The 19076-nt window shown below is 69.5% G+C and carries 20 protein-coding genes; 2 read left to right on the forward strand and 18 right to left on the reverse strand.

Going from position 1 to position 19076, the window contains the following annotated elements; all coding sequences use genetic code 11:
• Window positions 1–2: 2 nt before the first annotated feature.
• The 17 genes from rpsC to rfbB all read right to left on the reverse strand — a co-directional run bounded on the left by rpsC (window position 3) and on the right by rfbB (window position 16027).
• Complete coding sequence (gene rpsC / locus AC061S_RS23215; RefSeq protein WP_112447746.1) at window positions 3–845, reverse strand: 30S ribosomal protein S3; 843 nt, start codon at window positions 843–845, stop codon at window positions 3–5.
• Window positions 845–1192, reverse strand: a complete 348-nt coding sequence (rplV, locus tag AC061S_RS23220) for a 50S ribosomal protein L22 (protein ID WP_007265904.1) — start codon at window positions 1190–1192, stop codon at window positions 845–847. Before rplV ends, rpsC begins: the two co-directional genes overlap by 1 nt.
• Before the next feature lie 43 nt (window positions 1193–1235).
• Window positions 1236–1517 carry a 30S ribosomal protein S19 gene (gene rpsS / locus AC061S_RS23225; protein WP_023539342.1) on the reverse strand — a complete coding sequence of 94 codons (282 nt, stop codon included), beginning with the start codon at window positions 1515–1517 and terminating at the stop codon, window positions 1236–1238.
• Between the two features lie 12 nt (window positions 1518–1529).
• Complete coding sequence (gene rplB / locus AC061S_RS23230; RefSeq protein WP_112447748.1) at window positions 1530–2366, reverse strand: 50S ribosomal protein L2; 837 nt, start codon at window positions 2364–2366, stop codon at window positions 1530–1532.
• Window positions 2367–2405: 39 nt separating this feature from the next.
• The gene (gene rplW / locus AC061S_RS23235; RefSeq protein ID WP_030154694.1) at window positions 2406–2729 is read right to left on the reverse strand and encodes a 50S ribosomal protein L23; all 324 of its coding nucleotides are present in this window, start codon (window positions 2727–2729) and stop codon (window positions 2406–2408) included.
• On the reverse strand, window positions 2729–3379 hold the full coding sequence (gene rplD, locus AC061S_RS23240) for a 50S ribosomal protein L4 (protein ID WP_030008466.1): 651 nt from the start codon (window positions 3377–3379) through the stop codon (window positions 2729–2731). Before rplD ends, rplW begins: the two co-directional genes overlap by 1 nt.
• 4 nt (window positions 3380–3383) lie before the next feature.
• The gene (gene rplC / locus AC061S_RS23245; RefSeq protein ID WP_112447750.1) at window positions 3384–4028 is read right to left on the reverse strand and encodes a 50S ribosomal protein L3; all 645 of its coding nucleotides are present in this window, start codon (window positions 4026–4028) and stop codon (window positions 3384–3386) included.
• A 14-nt stretch (window positions 4029–4042) separates the two neighbouring features.
• On the reverse strand, window positions 4043–4351 hold the full coding sequence (gene rpsJ, locus AC061S_RS23250; RefSeq protein ID WP_003948644.1) for a 30S ribosomal protein S10: 309 nt from the start codon (window positions 4349–4351) through the stop codon (window positions 4043–4045).
• A 466-nt stretch (window positions 4352–4817) separates the two neighbouring features.
• Window positions 4818–5951, reverse strand: a complete 1134-nt coding sequence (locus AC061S_RS23255; RefSeq protein WP_478687859.1) for a hypothetical protein — start codon at window positions 5949–5951, stop codon at window positions 4818–4820.
• Between the two features lie 36 nt (window positions 5952–5987).
• Window positions 5988–8606 carry an N-acetylmuramoyl-L-alanine amidase gene (locus AC061S_RS23260; RefSeq protein ID WP_478687860.1) on the reverse strand — a complete coding sequence of 873 codons (2619 nt, stop codon included), beginning with the start codon at window positions 8604–8606 and terminating at the stop codon, window positions 5988–5990.
• A 211-nt stretch (window positions 8607–8817) separates the two neighbouring features.
• On the reverse strand, window positions 8818–10632 hold the full coding sequence (locus AC061S_RS23265) for a hypothetical protein (RefSeq protein ID WP_478687861.1): 1815 nt from the start codon (window positions 10630–10632) through the stop codon (window positions 8818–8820).
• 39 nt (window positions 10633–10671) lie between these two features.
• Entirely contained in the window at window positions 10672–11571 is a 900-nt protein-coding gene (locus AC061S_RS23270) for a glycosyltransferase family 2 protein (protein ID WP_478687862.1), read from the reverse strand.
• Window positions 11572–11579: 8 nt separating this feature from the next.
• Window positions 11580–12035 carry a DUF2304 family protein gene (locus AC061S_RS23275; RefSeq protein ID WP_478687863.1) on the reverse strand — a complete coding sequence of 152 codons (456 nt, stop codon included), beginning with the start codon at window positions 12033–12035 and terminating at the stop codon, window positions 11580–11582.
• Entirely contained in the window at window positions 12032–12721 is a 690-nt protein-coding gene (locus tag AC061S_RS23280; RefSeq protein WP_478687864.1) for a glycosyltransferase family 2 protein, read from the reverse strand. Before AC061S_RS23280 ends, AC061S_RS23275 begins: the two co-directional genes overlap by 4 nt.
• A 68-nt stretch (window positions 12722–12789) precedes the next feature.
• Window positions 12790–14121: a lipopolysaccharide biosynthesis protein gene (locus AC061S_RS23285; protein ID WP_478687865.1), complete on the reverse strand. Its 1332-nt coding sequence runs from the start codon at window positions 14119–14121 to the stop codon at window positions 12790–12792.
• Window positions 14118–14987: a dTDP-4-dehydrorhamnose reductase gene (gene rfbD, locus AC061S_RS23290; RefSeq protein WP_478687900.1), complete on the reverse strand. Its 870-nt coding sequence runs from the start codon at window positions 14985–14987 to the stop codon at window positions 14118–14120. Before rfbD ends, AC061S_RS23285 begins: the two co-directional genes overlap by 4 nt.
• A 62-nt stretch (window positions 14988–15049) precedes the next feature.
• Complete coding sequence (gene rfbB / locus AC061S_RS23295; protein WP_478687866.1) at window positions 15050–16027, reverse strand: dTDP-glucose 4,6-dehydratase; 978 nt, start codon at window positions 16025–16027, stop codon at window positions 15050–15052.
• Between the two features lie 104 nt (window positions 16028–16131).
• Here rfbB and rfbA point away from each other — a divergent pair, with 104 nt between their 5' ends.
• Together rfbA and rfbC are read left to right on the forward strand one after the other, a co-directional pair.
• Window positions 16132–17007 (forward strand): glucose-1-phosphate thymidylyltransferase RfbA, encoded by an 876-nt coding sequence (rfbA, locus tag AC061S_RS23300; protein WP_478687867.1) that lies wholly within the window; start codon window positions 16132–16134, stop codon window positions 17005–17007.
• Window positions 17004–17603, forward strand: coding sequence for a dTDP-4-dehydrorhamnose 3,5-epimerase (gene rfbC / locus AC061S_RS23305; RefSeq protein ID WP_478687868.1), 600 nt, complete (start codon window positions 17004–17006; stop codon window positions 17601–17603). The genes rfbA and rfbC overlap by 4 nt, the downstream gene beginning before the upstream one ends.
• Window positions 17604–17812: 209 nt before the next feature.
• Here rfbC and tuf read toward each other — a convergent pair whose 3' ends face one another.
• The gene (tuf, locus tag AC061S_RS23310; protein WP_478687869.1) at window positions 17813–19006 is read right to left on the reverse strand and encodes an elongation factor Tu; all 1194 of its coding nucleotides are present in this window, start codon (window positions 19004–19006) and stop codon (window positions 17813–17815) included.
• Window positions 19007–19076: the final 70 nt, after the last annotated feature.

Consider the following 19076-nt stretch of genomic DNA (forward strand, 5'->3'; position numbering starts at 1 on the left):
GGTCAGGCCTCCGTTCCGGTGCTCTCAGCCGGAGCGGCGGCGGGAGCGTCGGCCTTGGGGGCCTCGGCACCAGCAGCCTGCTGCGGCTTGCGGCCACCACGGCCGCCGCGCTCGCCACCACGGCCACCACGGCCGGCGGGACGGTCGCCAGCGCCGGCGGCACCACGGGCCGGGCGGTTACCCGCACGGGCCGCAGCGTTCTCGGCGCGAACCTCGGCGATGTTCTTGACGTCGCCCTTGTAGATCCAGACCTTCACACCGATACGGCCGAAGGTGGTCTTGGCCTCGAAGAAGCCGTAGTCCACGTTCGCGCGGAGGGTGTGCAGCGGCACACGGCCTTCGCGGTAGAACTCGGAGCGGGACATCTCGGCGCCGCCGAGGCGACCGCCACACTGGATCTTGATGCCCTTGGCGCCGGCCTTCATCGTGCCCTGCATGCTCTTACGCATGGCGCGACGGAAGGAGACGCGGGAGGAGAGCTGCTCGGCAACGGCCTGCGCGACGAGCTGAGCGTCGACCTCGGGGTTCTTGACCTCGAGGATGTTCAGCTGCACCTGCTTGCCCGTGAGCTTCTCGAGGTCGCCGCGGATGCGGTCGGCCTCGGCGCCACGGCGGCCGATGACGATGCCCGGACGAGCGGTGTGGATGTCCACACGCACGCGGTCACGGGTGCGCTCGATCTCAACCTTCGAGATGCCGGCGCGCTCCATGCCGGACGTCATCATCCTGCGGATGGCGACGTCTTCCTTGACGTAGTCCTTGTACAGCTTGTCGGCGTACCAACGCGACTTGAAGTCGGTGGTGATGCCGAGCCGGAACCCGTGCGGGTTTACCTTCTGGCCCATTACCGGGAACCTTCCTTGCTGCTGACGACCACGGTGATGTGGCTGGTCCGCTTGCGGATCCGGTAGGCACGGCCCTGGGCACGCGGACGGAACCGCTTCAGGGTCGGGCCCTCGTCCACGTACGCCTCGCTGATGACCAGCGTGGAGGCGTCCGGGTGGTTGTAGTTGTGTGCGGCGTTGGCAATGGCGCTGTCGAGCACCTTGCCAACCGGCACGCTCGCGGCCTGCGGGGCGAAACGCAGGACCGCCTGAGCCTCCGTGGCATCCATGCCACGGATAAGGTCCACCACTCGGCGGGCCTTCATGGGCGTGACGCGGATGTACCGCGCCTGGGCCCTGGCTTCCATGGTTGTCCCTTCGGTGTAAGTCATAGTCGTAACCACCCCGCCTTTAGCGGCGCTTCGACTTCCGGTCGTCCTTGACGTGGCCGCGGAAGGTGCGAGTCGGCGAGAACTCGCCGAGCTTGTGGCCGACCATCGACTCGGTGACGAACACCGGGACGTGGATCTTGCCGTTGTGCACCGCGATGGTGTGACCCAGCATGGCCGGGATGATCATCGAGCGACGGGACCAGGTCTTGATGACGTTCTTGGTACCGGCTTCGTTCTGTACGTCCACCTTCTTGATGAGGTGTCCGTCGACGAAGGGTCCCTTCTTGAGACTGCGCGGCATCTAAACCCGCTCCTAGCGCTTCTTGTTCGTCTTGCGGCGGCGGACGATGTACTTGCTCGAAGCCTTCTTCGGCGAGCGAGTACGACCCTCCTTCTGACCCCACGGGGAGACCGGGTGACGACCACCGGAGGTCTTACCCTCACCACCACCGTGCGGGTGGTCGACCGGGTTCATCGCGACACCGCGGACGGAGGGGCGAACGCCCTTCCAGCGCATGCGGCCGGCCTTGCCCCAGTTGATGTTCGACTGCTCGGCGTTGCCGACCTCACCGACGGTCGCGCGGCAGCGCGCGTCGACGAGACGGATTTCACCGGACGGCATACGAAGGTGGGCCATGGTGCCCTCCTTCGCCAGCAGCTGCACGGAGGCACCAGCGGAGCGGGCGAACTTGGCGCCGCCACCGGGACGGAGCTCGATCGCGTGGATCGTGGTACCGACCGGGATGTTGCGGAGTGCCAGGTTGTTGCCGGGCTTGATGTCGGCCGTGGGGCCGTTCTCAATCCGGTCGCCCTGCTTCAGGTTCTTCGGCGCAATGATGTAGCGCTTCTCACCGTCGGCGTAGTGCAGGAGCGCGATGCGCGCAGTGCGGTTGGGGTCGTACTCGATGTGCGCGACCTTGGCCGGCACGCCGTCCTTGTCGTGACGACGGAAGTCGATCACACGGTAGGCGCGCTTGTGGCCGCCACCCTGGTGTCGAACCGTGATCCGACCGGTGTTGTTACGGCCGCCCTTGCTGTGCAGGGGGCGGACCAGCGACTTCTCCGGCGTGGACCGCGTGATCTCGACAAAGTCGGCGACGCTGGAGCCACGACGGCCCGGGGTCGTCGGCTTGTACTTGCGGATACCCATTTCTCAGTCCTCGTCCGATTCCGGACGACTAGACCTCCGTTAGGAGGCCTGGCCGCCGAAGATGTCGATTCGGTCGCCCTCAGCGAGGGTCACGATGGCGCGCTTGGTGTCAGCGCGCTTGCCGAAACCGGTCTTGGTGCGCTTGCGCTTACCCTGACGGTTGATCGTGTTGACCCCGGTGACCTTGACCCCGAAGACCGCCTCGACGGCCTGCTTGATCTGAGTCTTGTTGGAGCCGGGCGCGACGATGAACGTGTACTTGTTCTCGTCCAGCAGCGCGTAGCTCTTCTCCGAGACAACCGGCTTGATCAGCAGGTCGCGCGGGTCAGTGAAGGTCTTGCTGGTAACGGTCGCCTCAGACATCAGGCGTCGCTCCCTTCGGTCTCATCGGCCTTGGGGCCAGACACGAAGGACTCGAAAGCGGCCTGAGTGAAGACCACGTCGTCAGAGACGATCACGTCGTACGTGTTCAGCTGGCCCGGCTCCAGGATGTGCACCTGGGGCAGGTTGCGGGCGGACAGCCACGCAGCCTCGTCGGCGCGCTCGACGACCAGGAGCAGGTTCTTGCGCTCCGAGATCTTGCCGAACAGCGTCTTGGCGGCCTTCGTGGAGGCGGCACCCTCGACCACGCCGGTGACGACGTGGATGCGGGAGTGACGCGCACGGTCCGAGAGGGCACCGCGGAGGGCGGCGGCCTTCATCTTCTTCGGGGTCCGCTGCGAGTAGTCACGCGGCTGAGGGCCGTGGACGACGCCACCGCCGACGAACTGCGGAGCGCGGGTGGAACCCTGGCGAGCGCGGCCGGTGCCCTTCTGGCGGTACGGCTTGCGGCCACCACCACGGACTTCGCCACGACGCTTGGTCTTGTGCGTGCCCTGACGGGCAGCAGCCAGCTGAGCGACAACGACCTGGTGGATCAGCGGAACGCTGGTCTTCGCGTCGAAGATCTCCGCGGGGAGCTCGACGGTACCGGCCTTGTCGCCTGCCGGCGAAAGGATGTCAATGGTGCTCATTACCTCAAGCCCCCTTGGCCGCGGTACGGACCAGGACGAGGCCGCCGTTCGGACCGGGGACCGCGCCCTTGATGAGGAGCAGACCCTTCTCCGCGTCAACCGCGTGGATGGTCAGGTTCTGGGTGGTGACGCGCTCGTTGCCCATACGACCGGCCATGCGCATGCCCTTGAAGACACGCCCAGGGGTGGCGCAGCCACCGATCGAACCGGGGGAGCGGTGCTTGCGCTGGACGCCGTGCCCGGCGCCGAGGCCCTTGAAGTTGTGACGCTTCATGACACCGGCGAAGCCCTTGCCCTTGCTGTTGCCCGTGACGTCAACCTTGACGCCGGACTCGAACACGGCAGCCGTGATCTCCTGGCCGAGCGTGTACTCGCTGGCGTCGGAGGTACGGAGCTCCACCAGGTGGCGGCGGGGGGTGACGTCGGCCTTGGCGAAGTGACCCTTGAGGGGCTTGTTCACCTTGCGCGGGTCGATCTCGCCGAAGGCGATCTGGACCGACTCGTAGCCATCGATCTCGTTCTTACGGACCTGGGTAACAACGCAGGGCCCGGCCTTGACCACGGTCACCGGGACGACACGGTTGTTCTCGTCCCAGACCTGGGTCATGCCGAGCTTCTCGCCCAGGACGCCCTTGATCTGCTTTGCCATCTTCTCCGTGCCTCTCAGAGCTTGATCTCGATGTCAACGCCGGCCGGAAGGTCCAGGCGCATCAGCGAGTCAACGGTCTTGGGCGTCGGGTCGAGGATGTCGATCAGGCGCTTGTGAGTGCGCATCTCGAAGTGCTCGCGCGAGTCCTTGTACTTGTGCGGCGACTTGATGACGCAGTACACGTTCTTCTCAGTGGGCAGCGGCACCGGGCCCGCGACCGACGCACCAGTGCGCGTCACCGTCTCGACGATCTTCTTCGCCGACGAATCGATGACCTCGTGGTCGTAGGCCTTGAGCCGGATGCGGATCTTCTGTCCCGCCATGGCTACTCCGTAGTCCTGTCTGTTGTGGAAACGCTCTGGTCCTCGGCCGGCTGCGGATCACTCCACCGCTCTCCTCCGACCCACGCGGTCGGGCGTGTCGCGCTCCCTCTACAGAAAATTCCCATACGGAAATTCCCTCGTCCAAGGGGGCGCGGTCCCAAGACCGCAGATCGGGGGCAAACACCCACCGAGTACCTGGCAGGCACCGTGCTGACGCTTCCCAGAAGATTCCCGTACGTCCGCCCCATTGCTGCCCCGAGAGGCAGGTAAGGCGACGAGTACTGTGGGACTTGCTTCCGGTCCTCCCGGCGGGAGGCGCGCAGCATCGGCACACGGCCGAGCAACTTGAGTAGTCTGCCATACGAGACGCGTATGGCGCCAATCGGGCCGAAGAGAATACCCCGCCACGCTGAGTGGTCAAACTGCACCGCGCTGCGGGGGTCCAGGTCTCTTCGCCGCCGTCCGCTCAGGAACGCGAAATCGTGCCGCAGCCCTGCCGGCGCTCGGGTTCCAGGCCGTTGCTGCGGTCGTACGGGTCCACCGGAGTGCCGGAGGGCGTGGGCCCGCTGGGGGCGTCCTCGTCGAAGACGGGGTGCAGGAATCCGTCGTGGACGTCACATGCGCTGTTGGCCAGGTCGACGTCGACGCTTTCGAGCCAGAGCTTGCCCTCGGTCGCCTGCCACCTGCGCGGGTCGGTGATGGAGAAGGTGATCTCGCGCCGCACGATGGAGCGCTCGACCTGGTCCGCGCCCGGCTTCGCCTTCACGAACGGGTACACGAACGTGTAGTCGATCAGCACCTTGGCCTTGCCGGCCTCCTCGGCGGGCTCCACCCACATCCGGCCGCGGACCTTGACCACGTCGCCCGCGGGTTTCAGCTCGGCCGGGCTGGTCCGGGTGAAGACGTTCAGCGGGTCGTTCTCCTCGCTCGGCGAGGCCAGGGCCTGCTCCAGGCGGCTGGGGCCCTCCTTCAGCTTGGGATCGAGCAGGGCCAGCGCCGCCGCGGGGCGCTCCCCGCGCAGGGTCGCCGGGTCCAGGTTGGCCGTGATCAGGAACTGCTTGACCTTCTCCAGCGCGTCGGCGACCTGCTCCTTGCTCATGCCGCCGACGGCCCGGGCCTCCGGGACCTCGATGCCGGCCGCCCCGTCGGCCCACTGGAGGGCCGGGGAGCCCCGGAAGGGGTCCGCGAGCGTCGGCCGGTCCGGATCCACCGAGGTGGGCGGGGCGCTCGGGCGCGCCGTCTCGGCCGACAGCTGCTGCCGGGCCTTCGCGTCCTGCGCGTCCTTCCCGGTGACCTTGTCGATGACCAGCTCCGGCCGGACGGCGATCAGCGCGAGGGCGGCGACGAAGGCGACGGCCAGCGCGGCCTTGAGCCGGCGCCCGCCCCTCCCCCGCTCCCGCGCGGCGACACCGGCCCGCCAGGCGGGCGGCCCGCCGGGTCCGCGCCGGGCCTCCTCCTCACGCAGCCGCGCGGTCACCATGCGCGCCCGCGCGGACGGCTCCTTCGGCGCCTCCCCCGTCCCCGCCTCGGCCTGCGCGAGGAACCGCGCCCACTCCTCGTCGGAGACGGCCGGGCCGCCCTCGTCGTCCTTCTTCCCCATGTCCCCGCCCCCCGCCCCCGTCGGTGAACCCACGGATCACTTCGTGAAGTAGCCGGTGATGTCCGCGATCAGGTCGACCGCGCCGTCGTTGTTGTAGAAGCTGACCTTGCCGTCCACGACCGGGACGACCACCAGGTTCGGGATCGTCTGGCCCCGGGTGAAGTTCAGGTTCGACGCACTGGAGCGGATCGTGCCGCTCGGGTACACGGAGACGTAGCTCGCCGCCGTCGGGTTCGTCGCGGTCACGTTCAGGACGACCGCGGTGACGCCCGTCGCCGGGATCCCCGCCGTACCCGCCACCGGCAGGGTCACCACACCCTGCGCGCCCACCTTCGCCTTCGCCACGCCCAGACCGTCGCGCGTGTCCATCAGCCGCTTCGGGCCGATGTTGACGTGCGTCGAGCCCTCGCCGGCCGAGGTGAAGTAGCCGGTGATGTCCGCGATCAGGTCGACCGTGCCGTCGTTGTTGTAGAAGCTGACCTTGCCGTCCACGACCGGGACGACCACCAGGTTCGGGATCGTCTGACCGCGGGTGAAGTTCAGGTTCGAGGCAGTGGAGCGGGTCGTGCCGCTCGGGTACACGGAGACATAGCTCGCCGCCGTCGGGTTCGTCGCGGTCACGTTCAGGACCACGGCGGTGACGCCTGCGGCCGGGATCCCCTCCGTACCCGCCACCGGGAGCGTCACCACGCCCTGCGCGCCCACCTTCGCCTTCGCCACACCGATGCCGGCGCGCGTGTCCATCAGCCGCTTCGGGCCGATGTTCACCTGGGCCGAGCCCCCGTCCGCCCTCGCGAAGTAGCCGGTGACGTCCGCGATCAGGTCGACCGCGCCGTCGTTGTTGTAGAAGCTGACCTTCCCGTCCACCACCGGGACGACCACCAGGTTCGGGATCGTCTGGCCGGGCGTGACGTTCAGGTTCGAGGCGCTGGAGCGGGTCGTGCCGCTCGGGTACACGGAGACGTAGCTCGCCGCCGTGGGGTTGGTCGCCGTCACGTTCAGGACGACCGCGGTGACGCCTTCGGCCGGGATGCCCGCCTTACCCGCCACCGGCAGGGTCACCACACCCTGCGCGCCCACCTTCGCCTTCGCCACGCCCAGCCCCTCGCGCGTGTCCATCAGCCGCGTCGGCGGGACCGGCACGAACGTGGCGGACTTCGGTACGGGGACCTCCGCGACGACGGTGACCGGCAGGCTCGTGGAGACCTTGCCGTTCAGTGCGGTCGCCTTGACCTGGACCGTGTGGGTGCCGGTGGTCAGCACCGTGTTCGCCGTACGGGCCGTGCCCTCGGTGGTCACGGCCGGCGCTCCGTCCACCAGGAGCTCGAAGGAGCGCAGCAGGCCGTTCGCCGTACTGGTGCTCCAGTCGACCTTCAGGGGTCCGGCGGACTTGAGGCTCACGCCCGGCCCGGGGACCGTGCCGTTCACCGTGGCGATCTTCAGCTGCGCCGCCGGACCGCCGGTCCGGATCGCGGCGAGCTGGTCGTAGAGTCCGCCGCCCGGGCAGATGGTGTTGAAGCCGTCCCGGTGGCCCGAGAGGGTCTTGAACGGGTACGCCTGGCCCCCGGTGAACGAAGTGCCGCTGTAGTTCTTCGAATTGGTGCCGGCCACCAGCGTGGTCGTACCGTTCAGGTCGCCGTCGTACTGGCCGAGCTTGTAGGCCGCGATCTGGGAGATCGAGTCCAGAGCGGCCGCCGAGGCCCCGGCGGTCTGGTGGTCGCCGAGGACGGCGATGCCCATCGACTCGGTGTTCCAGCCGTAGGTGTGCGCGCCCTGGACCGGCTGGTCGATGCCGCCCAGGCGGCCCTCGAAGAGGGTGCCGCACTTGTCGACCAGGAAGTTGTAGCCGATGTCGCGCCACTTCTCGACGGACACGTGGTACTCGTGGATGCCCCGCACGATGGCCGCGGACTGCGAGCAGTCGTACGGTTGCGCGCTCGCCGTGTGGTGGACGAAGGCGGCCTTGATCCTGCCGCCGGGGAGGTAGCCGGGGCCCTCGTCGTTCAGGCCCTCGTTGGCCTCCCACTCGGCCCGGGTGAGCACCTTGGGCAGCGGGGCGGTGGAGACCGGTCCGGGCGGCAGCGCCTCGGTGGCGAAGGCGACCGGTTCGGCGGGCAGCTCGCCCTTCTTCGTGGAAGCGCCGGCGGTGCCGGGGTCCACCAGGTTGAGGGTCAGGCCGGCGGGCAGGGCCGCGCCGCCCTTCACGCGCACCTCGGCGCCGTTCGAGGGGCCGACCCACACCGGCTCGGTGGCGCCGGGCGCGCCGGGGCGCTTGCCGTCGAGGCCGGGCTGCACCGGGTCCAGGGCGATCCACTGGGACCACTTCCCGGTCTCCGAGCTGCGGGAACGGGCCTCGATGGCGCCGTTGACCTTGGCCTCGGGGTCCGTCCAGGTCACGCCGAGGAGACCGAAGAGGTCCGTCTCCTGCTGGGCGAGTACGGCCTCGCCGGTGCCCTTGGTCTTCAGCCCCAGCCGGTCGACCCCGGCCTTCGCCTTACCCGGCTGCCCGGCCGCGGCGCTGTAGGGCTTCGCCTTGCCCGGCGCCTCCCCCGCCGCCTTGGCGTCGGGGGCATCCGGTCCGGATCCGCCCGCCACCCCCTGGAAGCCGAGCACCGCCGCCACACCGAATGCGGTGGCCAGCGCGGTACCGCGCACGCGACCCAGTCTCACGTTGTCCCCAACCCCTGTTCCGAGCACCTCAGGCAACCCACCTGACCGCCCGGATGCTACTGGCAGGCGGATGGAGGGAGTCCGGCGGGGGCCGGTCCGGTGAAACACGGACCCCGGCCCGCCGTGAGGGGCGGACCGGGGTCGGGGTCTCCGTGCCGAAGGGCTGCGGGCGGCCTGCGGGCGGCCTGCGGGGGCCTCAGCGGTGGCGCCAGAGCACCCAATCGTGCGTCTCGTTCACCTTGGCCACGTACCAGCCCTGGGGAGCGTTCGGCCAGGAGTCCTGCGGCTTGGCGTCCTTCGAGGTCAGCGGCAGTACGGCGGCGTCCGCCAGGGCCGGCGGCCGGTCGCCCTGCTCCAGGTCCCTCGTCCAGACCCGGCCCTCGTAGACCTCGTACGCCTGGGCCATGCGCAGGCCCCAGTCGACGCCCTCGTCCATCACCAGGTTCTCGCCCGGCTTGAGCTCCGCGGACTGGGTGAAGCCGGTGGCCAGGTACTTGCGGGTCTTGCGGTGCGGCTCGGCCACGTTCGAGGTGACCGTGGTGGTCGCGTACGTGGCGAACAGGGCCAGCGACACCGCGACGGCCCACACCACCCGGCGTCCGCCGGCCAGCCGGAACATCACGCAGGCGGCGAGCACCAGCAGGGCTCCGGCGAGGGTCCGCCACATGTGCAGCTTCGTCCACTCCGAGGCCAGGAACAGGGCGTCGGGCATGGCCCACGGGATGATCCAGCGCGCGTAGAGGCCCTTGCCGACCACCATGATCACGAACTCGGCGGTGACCACGGTGAACACCACCGCGCTCAGCACCAGCCGCAGCAGGGCTCCGGTCCGCGCGCGCCACAGCGCGGCGACGCCGACCACGAAGAACGCCGGCACGAGGACGGCCAGGTACCGGGCGTAGACCCAGTTGTCGATCCGCTTGTCACCGGGCAGTCCGGCCGCCGCCGCGAGCGCGATCCCGCACAGCAGGGCGACCATGGCGAAGGAGACCACCCGCGAGGCCCGGGTGAAGCGGGGGCTGAACACCGCGAACACGCACAGGGCGAGGGCGATCGCGCCGAAGCCCCAGGAGGAGACCGAGAAGTACCAGAGCTGGCCGATCGAACGGGTCACCGTGCGGCGCAGCAGCTCGGGCTCCACGAGGTTGTCCAGGACCTGCGTGCCGACCGAGCTCGGCGGGGTGTCCTTGAACTGCGCCTCCAGCCAGGTGGCGAGGAGCTTGGCGCCCAGGACGGAGATGGCCAGGCCGCCCCAGGCGGCGAGCGTGGAGCGCAGCGGCGCCCACCTGAAGACCAGGGCGCCCAGGAACACCGCCGCCGTGATGGCCACGACCACGCCGCCGCGGTCGTGCACGGCCATGGAGTAGCCGGCCAGCAGCCCGGCCCCCGCCCCGTACCAGGTGCGGCGGCGCGGGTCGCCCTCGCTCAGCCAGCCGTGCAGGGTGATCAGCCAGCCGAGGAGGACCACCGGGAGCACGGTGTCGGACATCGCGAACTCGGAGTAGAAAACCACGGGCGGCATCAGCGCGGCCGCCGTGGCGATCAGGAACGAGAGCCCCCTGGGCAGGTCGAGCCTGCGCAGGGCCACGTAGGCCAGGGGGAAGACGAGCGCGTTGAGCAGCGTGTTGATGCCCATGACGAGCTGGTACGCGGTGACCGGGTCGTTCGCGATCCGCAGGGCCGGGGAGAGCAGCAGTGGATAGCCGCCGGGGATGACCGAGCCGACCGGCATCTCGGTCGTCGGGCGCCCCGCGAGCACCCGGGCCAGGACGAGGTACGAGGGCTCGTCCGCGTGGACCGAGGGGTAGCTGTTGCCCCACACCAGGGAGAGCCGGAACAGGACCTGCGTCAGGTATCCGGCGACCAGCGCCGCGGGCCAGAACCACCGCCGGCGGAGGGCGGAGTCCCGCAGGGCGAGCAGCCGCTCGGTCCCGGCGGGCTTGCCGCTCCGTTCAGGGGCGGACGCGTCCCTCGCTCCGGCCGCGTCCATCGTTTCGGTTCCCGACTGCACCCCTGGCACTTCCTGTTCTGGTTGGACTGCCGGTCAGGCTCAGCTCTGCCCGGAGGTGAAGGCGTGCCGGGCCAGGTTCTTCGCACCCTCACGGTTCCCGCGGCGCAGCGCCCCGGGGAGCATCGTGATGGCGTGGAAGCGGGAGGCACTGTGGATGCGGGCGGCGCGGGCGGCCTTGGGCCAGCCGCGGGCCTCCATCCGGTCGGCGACCGCCTCGAAGTAGCGGGCCTGCTCGGTGAAGCGGGTGCCGGTGAAGGCCTGGACCGAGGACTCGCTGACGGCGTGCCGGCGGTACTGGAAGACGGTGGCCGAGGCGTCGATCACCATCGCCTCACCCAGTTCGAGCAGGTCGACGACGAGCGCGAGGTCCTGGACCACCGAGTACTCGGACTGGAAGTTCACCTTGCGCAGGGCTTCACCGCGCCAGGCGATGGACGGGAAGTACAGCCAGTTCCCGCGCAGCACGCTGACGGCCAGTTCCTCGCCCGCCATCGTGCGGTGGCCCTTGACCTGCGGGGCGTAGAGCCTGCGCTTGACGTTGTCGGCGAGACCGGCGGTGACCGTGCCCTCGCCGTCGATGACCTCGACGCCGGGCTGGATCATGCCGATGCCCGGCTGGGCCTCGGCCAGGCCCCGTACGGTCTTCAGGTAGTGCGGGTGGAGCACGTCGTCACAGCCCATGATGACGACGTAGTCGGCCTCGGAGAGGCGCACGCACTTCTTGAAGTTCTCGTTGATGCCGAGGTTCTGCTCGTTGCGGGTGTAGTGGACCCGCTCGTCGCCGAGCTCCGCGAACCAGCCCGGTACGTCCGGCTCCTTGCCGTCGTCGATGACGACGAGCCGGAAGTCCGGGTCGGTCTGCGCCAGGATGCTGCGGACCGCGTCCTGCATCAGCTTGACGTCCCCGTAGTAGGGGAGCATGAAGTCGAAGGTCGCCACGATGGTCCTCAGGCCTTTACGGAGTCTGCGGGCTCGGTCTGCACGACGGGCTCTGCCGGGGCGGCCGGCGCCGCGGGCTCGACCGGGGCGGGCGGGCGGACGGCGTCCGGGCCGAGGCGCTCGTCGTTGTGGCGCGCGCCCTCGCTGAGGGCCACCGTCCGGGCCAGGTCGGTGATCTTCTTCTCGAGCGAGCGGAAGCGCAGGAAGGTGTTGAGCGTGAGGAAGCCCATGGCCAGGACCATCACGTACAGCACCAGGTCGGTGCCGCGGCCGACGCCCAGCTGGTGGGCCAGCCAGGTCACGTCGGTGGGCCGCAGGACGGCGTACACGTTGACGAGGACGAACACCGAGAAGGCGATGCGCTTCCAGGCACGGGTCTTCGCCTGGTCCCAGTTGCGTATGAACATGAGGGCCAGCGACACGGAGCCCAGGATGAGCACCAGCTGGATCCAGAAGTACTTCATCGGCGGCCACGCTCCCGCAGGGTGATGTCGAAGAGGATGTTGACGCCGTTGATCAGGGACTGACCCTTGGCGCGCGAATACTCGGTGTACAGGATGTCCACGGGGACCTCGACGACGCGCAGTCCGGAGCCGGCCAGGTAGCCGACGATCTCGGAGGCGTGGGCCATGCCGTTGTGGGTGATCTGCAGCTTCTCCGCCGCCGCGCGGCCCAGGACGCGCAGGCCGTTGTGCGCGTCGGTGAGGTTGAGCTTGCGGGCGGTCGGGCTGACGGCCGCGGCCGTGCGCAGCACGACCCGCTTGATCCACGGCACCTGGCCGTTCTGCTCGATGAAGCGGGAGCCGAGCACCACGTCGGCCTCGCCGGAGCGCAGGACGGCGACCATCTTCTCGACGTCGTGGGTCTGGTGCTGGCCGTCGGCGTCGAAGGTGGCGAAGTAGCGGGCTCCCGGCTGGGAGAGGGCGTACTTCAGACCGGTCTGCAGGGCTGCGCCCTGGCCGAGGTTGACCGGGTGCTGCACCAGGTGGGCGCCGGTGGAGGCGATGTGCTGCGCGGAGTCGTCCGAGCTGCCGTCGTCGACGACGACTATGTTCGGAAAGGTCTTGCGCGCTCCCTCGACGACATCGGCGATCACCTGGCCCTCGTTATAGGCCGGTATGACCAGCCAGACATCGTCGTATTGGGACACGGTAGCTCCAGCGGAATGTGGCACATGCGAGTGCTCGGGGATCTGTGGGACTTCGGAGGCGGGCACGGTCACTTCCCGGCTGCGCCGGCGCCCAGCGGGCTCGCGACGTCCGTATGCCCGGGGCCGTCGCCCGCTCCCGGAACGGCTTCCGGGAACTTCAGTCTCAGCGCCGCCAGCATAGCGAGGACGGTGGCGACGGAGCCGAGGGCATAGGCCAGGATCACACGGAGAGCCACGTCACCGGGGGCGAAGGTAACGCCCACGAGCACGGCGGTACCGATGGCCCAGCAGAGCAGCTGCAGGTTGTGCCGCTTGAATACCATCAGCGCCTGACCGAGCACCATCGCGAACATGTACGCCACGGTGCCCGCGGACAACAGGAAGAAGTCGAAGCAGCCCAGGGCGGGCTCGGCTCCGAAGAGGACGCCGATCAGCCAGGGGCCCAGCACCGTGGCGGGGACGCCGCCGAGCAGGCCGAGCGCTCCGACGACCATGCCGATCCGGCGCAGCATCGCCGAGAAGGCGGCCCGGTCGCCGGCCTGGAAGGCGGCGCTGAGGCCGTTGAGCAGCGAGGCCTGCAGCGATCCGAAGACGAAGAGCGGTACCCGGGCCAGGACCAGGGCGTTCAGCAGGGCCGCGATCAGCACGCTGTCCGTGGGCGCGAGCAGCTTGGTGCTCATCACGGAGGCGTTGACCACGACCTGGGACAGCAGGGTCGAGCAGATCAGCAGGCCCAGCCCGGAGGTCAGTTCGCGCCAGGCGATCTCCTCGCCGGGTTCGACGACGCGCAGCAGCGCGGGCAGCGTGACCAGGGCTGCGATGACCGGCGCCAGCGCCAGTACGAGGCTGAAGGCGAGCGCGGAGTCCGGTACGGCCACGGCGCAGCCGAAGGCGAGCACGATCCGCAGCCCGCCGTCGACGGCGAGCTGGGTGCCGTACGCGCCGAACCGGCCGAGGCCGGCCAGCACCCCGCGGGTGAGGTAGCAGACGGCCATGCCGGTGAAGGCGCCGCCGAGGGCCGCCACCAGGGAGCGGTCCCCGTGGAAGAGCAGGTCCGCGATGGGGCCCGCGGCGGCCGCGAGCACGAGCAGGGTCGCGCCGAGGATCGCCGCGGTGAGCAGGGTGGCCCGGCGCAGGACGGGGGCCGCTCCGTGGCCGTCGACCGCGCGGGCGGCGACGATCCGGGTGAGCTCCTGCTCGATGGGGAAGAAGAGGCCGAGCCCGAGCGCCATCACGATCGTCCACAGCACCGAGACGTTCGCCATGGCTTCCGTGGACAGGCTGTGGCCGGCCACGCCGAGGTGGACGTACGAGGCCGCCCCGAGCACGACGGTGCCGCCGGCCACCGCGACGGTGCCCGGCGGCAGGGCCGCGCTGATCTTGCTCAGCAGGGGACTCATCCCGCGTGGCCGTTCCTGTCCGCGCCCTCTGGCGCCGCGAAGGCGGGCAGGGCCAGCGCCGCTGCCAGCTGCTCGCTCCAGTCGGCGAGCGGGGACAGGCCGGCCTCGGCCCAGCGGTCGTGCGCGAGCACGCTGAACGCCGGGCGGACGGCGGGGCGTACGAACGCGGAGGAGTCGGTGGGCCGGATCCGCTCGGGGTCCAGTCCGCTCAGCCGGTAGGTCTCGCGGGCCAGCCCGAACCAGGTGGTCCGGCCGCTCGCGGTGCCGTGGTAGACCCCGCCGGGGGCGCGGCCCGCGAGGGCGGCCTGCCCGAGCTCGACGAGGCGGCGGGCCAGCGCGTAGGACCAGGTGGGCTGGCCGTGCTGGTCGTCGACCACGTCGAGGGTGTCCCGCTGGGCGGCCAGCTTGAGCATGGTGGCGACGAAGTTCGGGCCGTGCTCGCCGTACAGCCAGGCGGTGCGGACCACGTAGCCGTGCTGCGGCAGCAGTTCGGCCACGGCCTGCTCGCCGACCAGCTTGGAGCGGCCGTACGCGTTGACCGGGCCGGTCGCGGAGTCCTCGGCGTACGGCTGCTCGGCGTCGCCGGGCAGCACGTAGTCGGTGGACACGTGCAGCAGGCGGGCGCCGGCCGCGGCGCAGGCCTCGGCCAGGACGCGCACGCCGGTGCCGTTGACGGCGGTGGCGGCCTCTTCGGAGGTCTCGGCACCGTCGACGTCGGTCCAGGCCGCGCAGTTCACGACCACGGCCGCGCCTTCGACGGCGGCCCGGACGGCGGCCGGGTCGGTGATGTCGAGGTCGGCGCGGCGCAGGCCGGCGGCCTCGATGCCGGCGTCCTTGAGGACGGCCAGGACGTCCTGGCCGAGCATGCCGGCGGCGCCGGTGACGAGCCAGCGGGCGCCGGCGGTGCTGTCGGTTGCTTCCGCGGCGGTCACTTCTGCAGCGCTGCCTTGGCCTTCAGGGGCTCCCACCAGGCGCGGTTCTCGCGGTACCAGTCGATGGTGGACGCGATGCCCTCCTCGAAGGTGACCTGCGGGGCGTAGCCGAGCTCCGAGCCGATCTTGCTGATGTCGATGGAGTAGCGCAGGTCGTGGCCCTTGCGGTCCTCGACGCGCTCGACCATCTCCCAGCCCAGGCCGGCGGCCTCCAGCAGGACGCCGGTGAGCTCCTTGTTGGTGAGCTCGACGCCGCCGCCGATGTTGTAGACCTCGCCGCCGCGGCCCTTGCGCATGGCCAGGTCGATGCCGCGGCAGTGGTCGGAGACGTGCAGCCAGTCGCGCACGTTGCCGCCGTTGCCGTACAGCGGGACCTTCTTGCCGTCCATCAGGTTCGAGACGAACAGCGGGATGACCTTCTCCGGGAACTGGTAGTGCCCGTAGTTGTTGGAGCAGCGCGTGACCACGACGTCCATGCCGTGCGTGCGGGCGTAGGCCAGCGCGAGCAGGTCGGAGGAGGCCTTGGAGGCGGAGTACGGGGAGTTGGGCACCAGCGGCCACTCCTCAGTCCAGGAGCCCTCGCTGATCGAGCCGTAGACCTCGTCGGTGGAGATGTGGACGAAGCGGCCGACGCCGTGCTTGCGGGCGGCGTCCAGGAGGACCTGGGTACCCACCACGTTGGTCATCACGAAGGGGCCCGCGCCGGCGATCGAGCGGTCCACGTGGGACTCGGCCGCGAAGTGCACGACGACGTCGTGGCCGGGCATCACCTGGTCGACGGCCTCCGCGTCGCAGATGTCGCCCTTGACGAAGGAGTAGCCGGCGTGGCCGGCGACCGGGGCGAGGTTGGCTTCGACGCCGGAATACGTCAGCTTGTCGAAGACGGTGATCTGGGCCGTGGGGTCCGAACCGAGCTGCTGGCGGACGAATTCTGAACCGATGAAGCCGGCGCCGCCGGTCACAAGGATGCGCATAATACAAACAGTCTAGCCGCTCGCCTACTCCACCAAGGCCGTCCGCCCGCTTCCCGCCGGGCCCGGACGGCGCGCCTCCACCGGTCTCGCATAGGGTTGTGCCCATGCGTGGAATTCTCTTGGCCGGCGGCACCGGATCCCGACTCTGGCCGCTGACGCGGGCAGTGTCGAAGCAGCTGCTGCCCGTCTTCGACAAGCCGATGATCTACTACCCGCTCTCGACGCTGGTCATGGCCGGGATCAGCGAGATCCTCGTCATCACCACCCCGGACGACCGCGACCAGTTCGAGCGCCTGCTCGGCGACGGCTCGCAGTTCGGCATCCGGCTGGAGTACGCCGTCCAGGAGCGCCCCGAGGGCATCGCCCAGGCCTTCGTGCTCGGCGCCGACTTCATCGGCGACGACTCCGTCGCCCTGATCCTCGGCGACAACATCTTCCACGGCAGCGGCCTCGGCACCCGCCTGGCGCAGCACACCGACGCCAAGGGCGGCCGGGTCTTCGCGTACCCGGTGGCGGACCCGACGGCGTACGGCGTGGTCGAGTTCGACGGGAACGGCCAGGCCATCTCCATCGAGGAGAAGCCGACCCACCCCAAGTCCCGTTACGCCGTGCCCGGCCTGTACTTCTACGACAACCAGGTCGTGGAGATCGCCCGCGGCCTGAAGCCCAGCGCCCGCGGGGAGCTGGAGATCACGGCCGTCAACGACGCGTACCTCCAGGCCGGTGAGCTGAATGTCACCATCCTCGACCGCGGTACCGCCTGGCTGGACACCGGCACCTTCGTCTCGATGGTGCAGGCCTCGGAGTTCGTGCGCGTGATCGAGGAGCGCCAGGGCTTCAAGATCGGCTGCATCGAGGAAGCCGCCTGGCGGGCGGGTCTCATCGACTCCGCGCAGCTGCGCGCGCTGGCCGAGCCGCTCGTCAAGAGCGGTTACGGCGACTACCTGATCGGTCTGCTGGAAGAGGAGGCCGCGCGATGAAGTTCCGCGAACTCTCCATCGAGGGCGTGTTCGAGGTAACCCCTCAGCAGCACGGTGACCCGCGCGGCATGTTCATGGAGTGGTACCGCTTCGACCACCTCACCGAGGTCGTCGGGCACCCGCTGAACCTGGCGCAGGCCAACCTCTCGGTCTCCCAGCGCGGTGTGGTGCGCGGCATCCACTTCGCCGACGTCCCGCGCGGCCAGGCCAAGTACGTCACCTGCGTGCGCGGCGCCGTGCTCGACATCGTCGTGGACATCCGGGTCGGCTCCCCGACCTTCGGCCGCTGGGAGGGCGTCCGGCTGGACGACGTCGACCGCCGCGCCGTCTACCTCCCCGAGGGCATGGGCCACGGCTTCTGCGCGCTGACGGACGACGCCACCCTGTCCTACCTCTGCTCGGAGACGTACAACCCGACGGGTGAGCACTCGGTCCACCCGCTCGACCCCGACCTGGGCATCGACTGGCCGGCCGACGTCCCGCTTCTGTCGGCCCGCGACGACGCGGCCCCCTCGCTGGCCGACGCCGTCGCGTCCGGCCTCCTGCCGGACTACGCCGCCTGCATCGAGTTCACGGAGTCCCTGCGGGTGAAGTGACCGCCGTGCGCGGAGCGACATGAGGAAGAGGGCCGCACCCCCCGGGGGTGCGGCCCTCTTCCGCGTACCCGCCCGCGGCACCGGCACACGGCACCGGCACACGGGCCCGTACGACGAAGGGCCCCTTCCCCGTCGCGTGAACGACGGGGAAGGGGCCCTCCTGCCAAACATGGTGCCCGCTCGCACGGGCTACCAGGTCAGAACACGAATTACTTCGTGATCTTGGTGACCTGGCCGGCGCCCACGGTACGACCACCCTCACGGATGGCGAACTTGAGGCCTTCCTCCATGGCGACCGGCTGGATCAGCGTGACCGTCATGTCGGTGTTGTCGCCCGGCATGACCATCTCCGTGCCGGCCGGCAGGGTGACGACACCCGTGACGTCCGTGGTACGGAAGTAGAACTGGGGACGGTAGTTGTTGAAGAAGGGGGTGTGACGGCCACCCTCGTCCTTCGACAGGATGTACGCGGCGGCCTCGAACTCGGTGTGCGGCGTGACCGAACCGGGCTTGATGATGACCTGGCCGCGCTCGACGTCCTCGCGCTTGATGCCACGGAGGAGCAGACCGACGTTCTCGCCCGCCCGGCCCTCGTCGAGCAGCTTGCGGAACATCTCGATACCGGTGACCGTGGTGGTGGTCTTGGTCTCCTTGATACCGATGATGTCGACGGTCTCGTTGACCTTCAGGACACCACGCTCGATACGGCCGGTGACGACGGTACCGCGACCGGTGATCGTGAAGACGTCCTCGACGGGCATGAGGAACGGCAGCTCGGTGTCACGCGGCGGGGTCGGGATCGCCTCGTCGACGGCAGCCATGAGGCCGAGAAGCTTCTCGCCCCACTCCTTGTCGCCCTCGAGCGCCTTCAGCGCGGAGACGCGGACGACCGGAAGGTCGTCGCCCGGGAAGTCGTAGTCGGAGAGGAGCTCACGAACCTCGAGCTCGACGAGCTCCATGATCTCCTCGTCGTCCACCATGTCGGCCTTGTTCAGGGCGACGACGATGTACGGAACGCCGACCTGGCGGGCCAGGAGCACGTGCTCCTTGGTCTGCGGCATCGGGCCGTCGGTGGCGGCGACCACGAGGATCGCGCCGTCCATCTGCGCGGCACCGGTGATCATGTTCTTGATGTAGTCCGCGTGACCCGGGCAGTCGACGTGGGCGTAGTGACGCGCCTCGGTCTGGTACTCGACGTGCGCGATGGAGATGGTGATACCGCGCTGGCGCTCTTCGGGAGCCTTGTCGATCTGGTCGAAGGCCGAGGCCTCGTTCAGGTCCGGGTACGCGTCATGCAGCACCTTGGTAATGGCGGCCGTAAGGGTCGTCTTACCGTGGTCAATGTGACCGATGGTGCCGATGTTGACGTGCGGCTTAGTCCGCTCGAACTTCGCCTTCGCCACGGGGTCCTCCTGGAGAGTGGTTCTGTACGCCTTACAGATCGGCGCCAGGTGATCTTTGCTGGATAGCCGG

The sequence above is a fragment of the Streptomyces sp. CA189 genome (assembly GCF_056428985.1).

What these genes read in the sequence shown, in the direction of transcription:
- rfbA (WP_478687867.1), top strand. Translation starts at nt 16,132, where the DNA reads ATGCGTGGAATTCTCTTGGCCGGCGGCACCGGATCCCGACTCTGGCCG.
- rplV (WP_007265904.1), bottom strand. Translation starts at nt 1,192, where the DNA reads ATGGAAGCCAGGGCCCAGGCGCGGTACATCCGCGTCACGCCCATGAAG.
- rpsJ (WP_003948644.1), bottom strand. Translation starts at nt 4,351, where the DNA reads ATGGCGGGACAGAAGATCCGCATCCGGCTCAAGGCCTACGACCACGAG.
- rfbD (WP_478687900.1), bottom strand. Translation starts at nt 14,987, where the DNA reads ATGCTCGGCCAGGACGTCCTGGCCGTCCTCAAGGACGCCGGCATCGAG.
- rpsC (WP_112447746.1), bottom strand. Translation starts at nt 845, where the DNA reads ATGGGCCAGAAGGTAAACCCGCACGGGTTCCGGCTCGGCATCACCACC.
- rplW (WP_030154694.1), bottom strand. Translation starts at nt 2,729, where the DNA reads ATGTCTGAGGCGACCGTTACCAGCAAGACCTTCACTGACCCGCGCGAC.
- rpsS (WP_023539342.1), bottom strand. Translation starts at nt 1,517, where the DNA reads ATGCCGCGCAGTCTCAAGAAGGGACCCTTCGTCGACGGACACCTCATC.
- rplB (WP_112447748.1), bottom strand. Translation starts at nt 2,366, where the DNA reads ATGGGTATCCGCAAGTACAAGCCGACGACCCCGGGCCGTCGTGGCTCC.
- AC061S_RS23285 (WP_478687865.1), bottom strand. Translation starts at nt 14,121, where the DNA reads ATGAGTCCCCTGCTGAGCAAGATCAGCGCGGCCCTGCCGCCGGGCACC.
- rplD (WP_030008466.1), bottom strand. Translation starts at nt 3,379, where the DNA reads ATGAGCACCATTGACATCCTTTCGCCGGCAGGCGACAAGGCCGGTACC.
- AC061S_RS23275 (WP_478687863.1), bottom strand. Translation starts at nt 12,035, where the DNA reads ATGAAGTACTTCTGGATCCAGCTGGTGCTCATCCTGGGCTCCGTGTCG.
- rfbB (WP_478687866.1), bottom strand. Translation starts at nt 16,027, where the DNA reads ATGCGCATCCTTGTGACCGGCGGCGCCGGCTTCATCGGTTCAGAATTC.
- rfbC (WP_478687868.1), top strand. Translation starts at nt 17,004, where the DNA reads ATGAAGTTCCGCGAACTCTCCATCGAGGGCGTGTTCGAGGTAACCCCT.
- AC061S_RS23255 (WP_478687859.1), bottom strand. Translation starts at nt 5,951, where the DNA reads ATGGGGAAGAAGGACGACGAGGGCGGCCCGGCCGTCTCCGACGAGGAG.
- rplC (WP_112447750.1), bottom strand. Translation starts at nt 4,028, where the DNA reads ATGGCAAAGCAGATCAAGGGCGTCCTGGGCGAGAAGCTCGGCATGACC.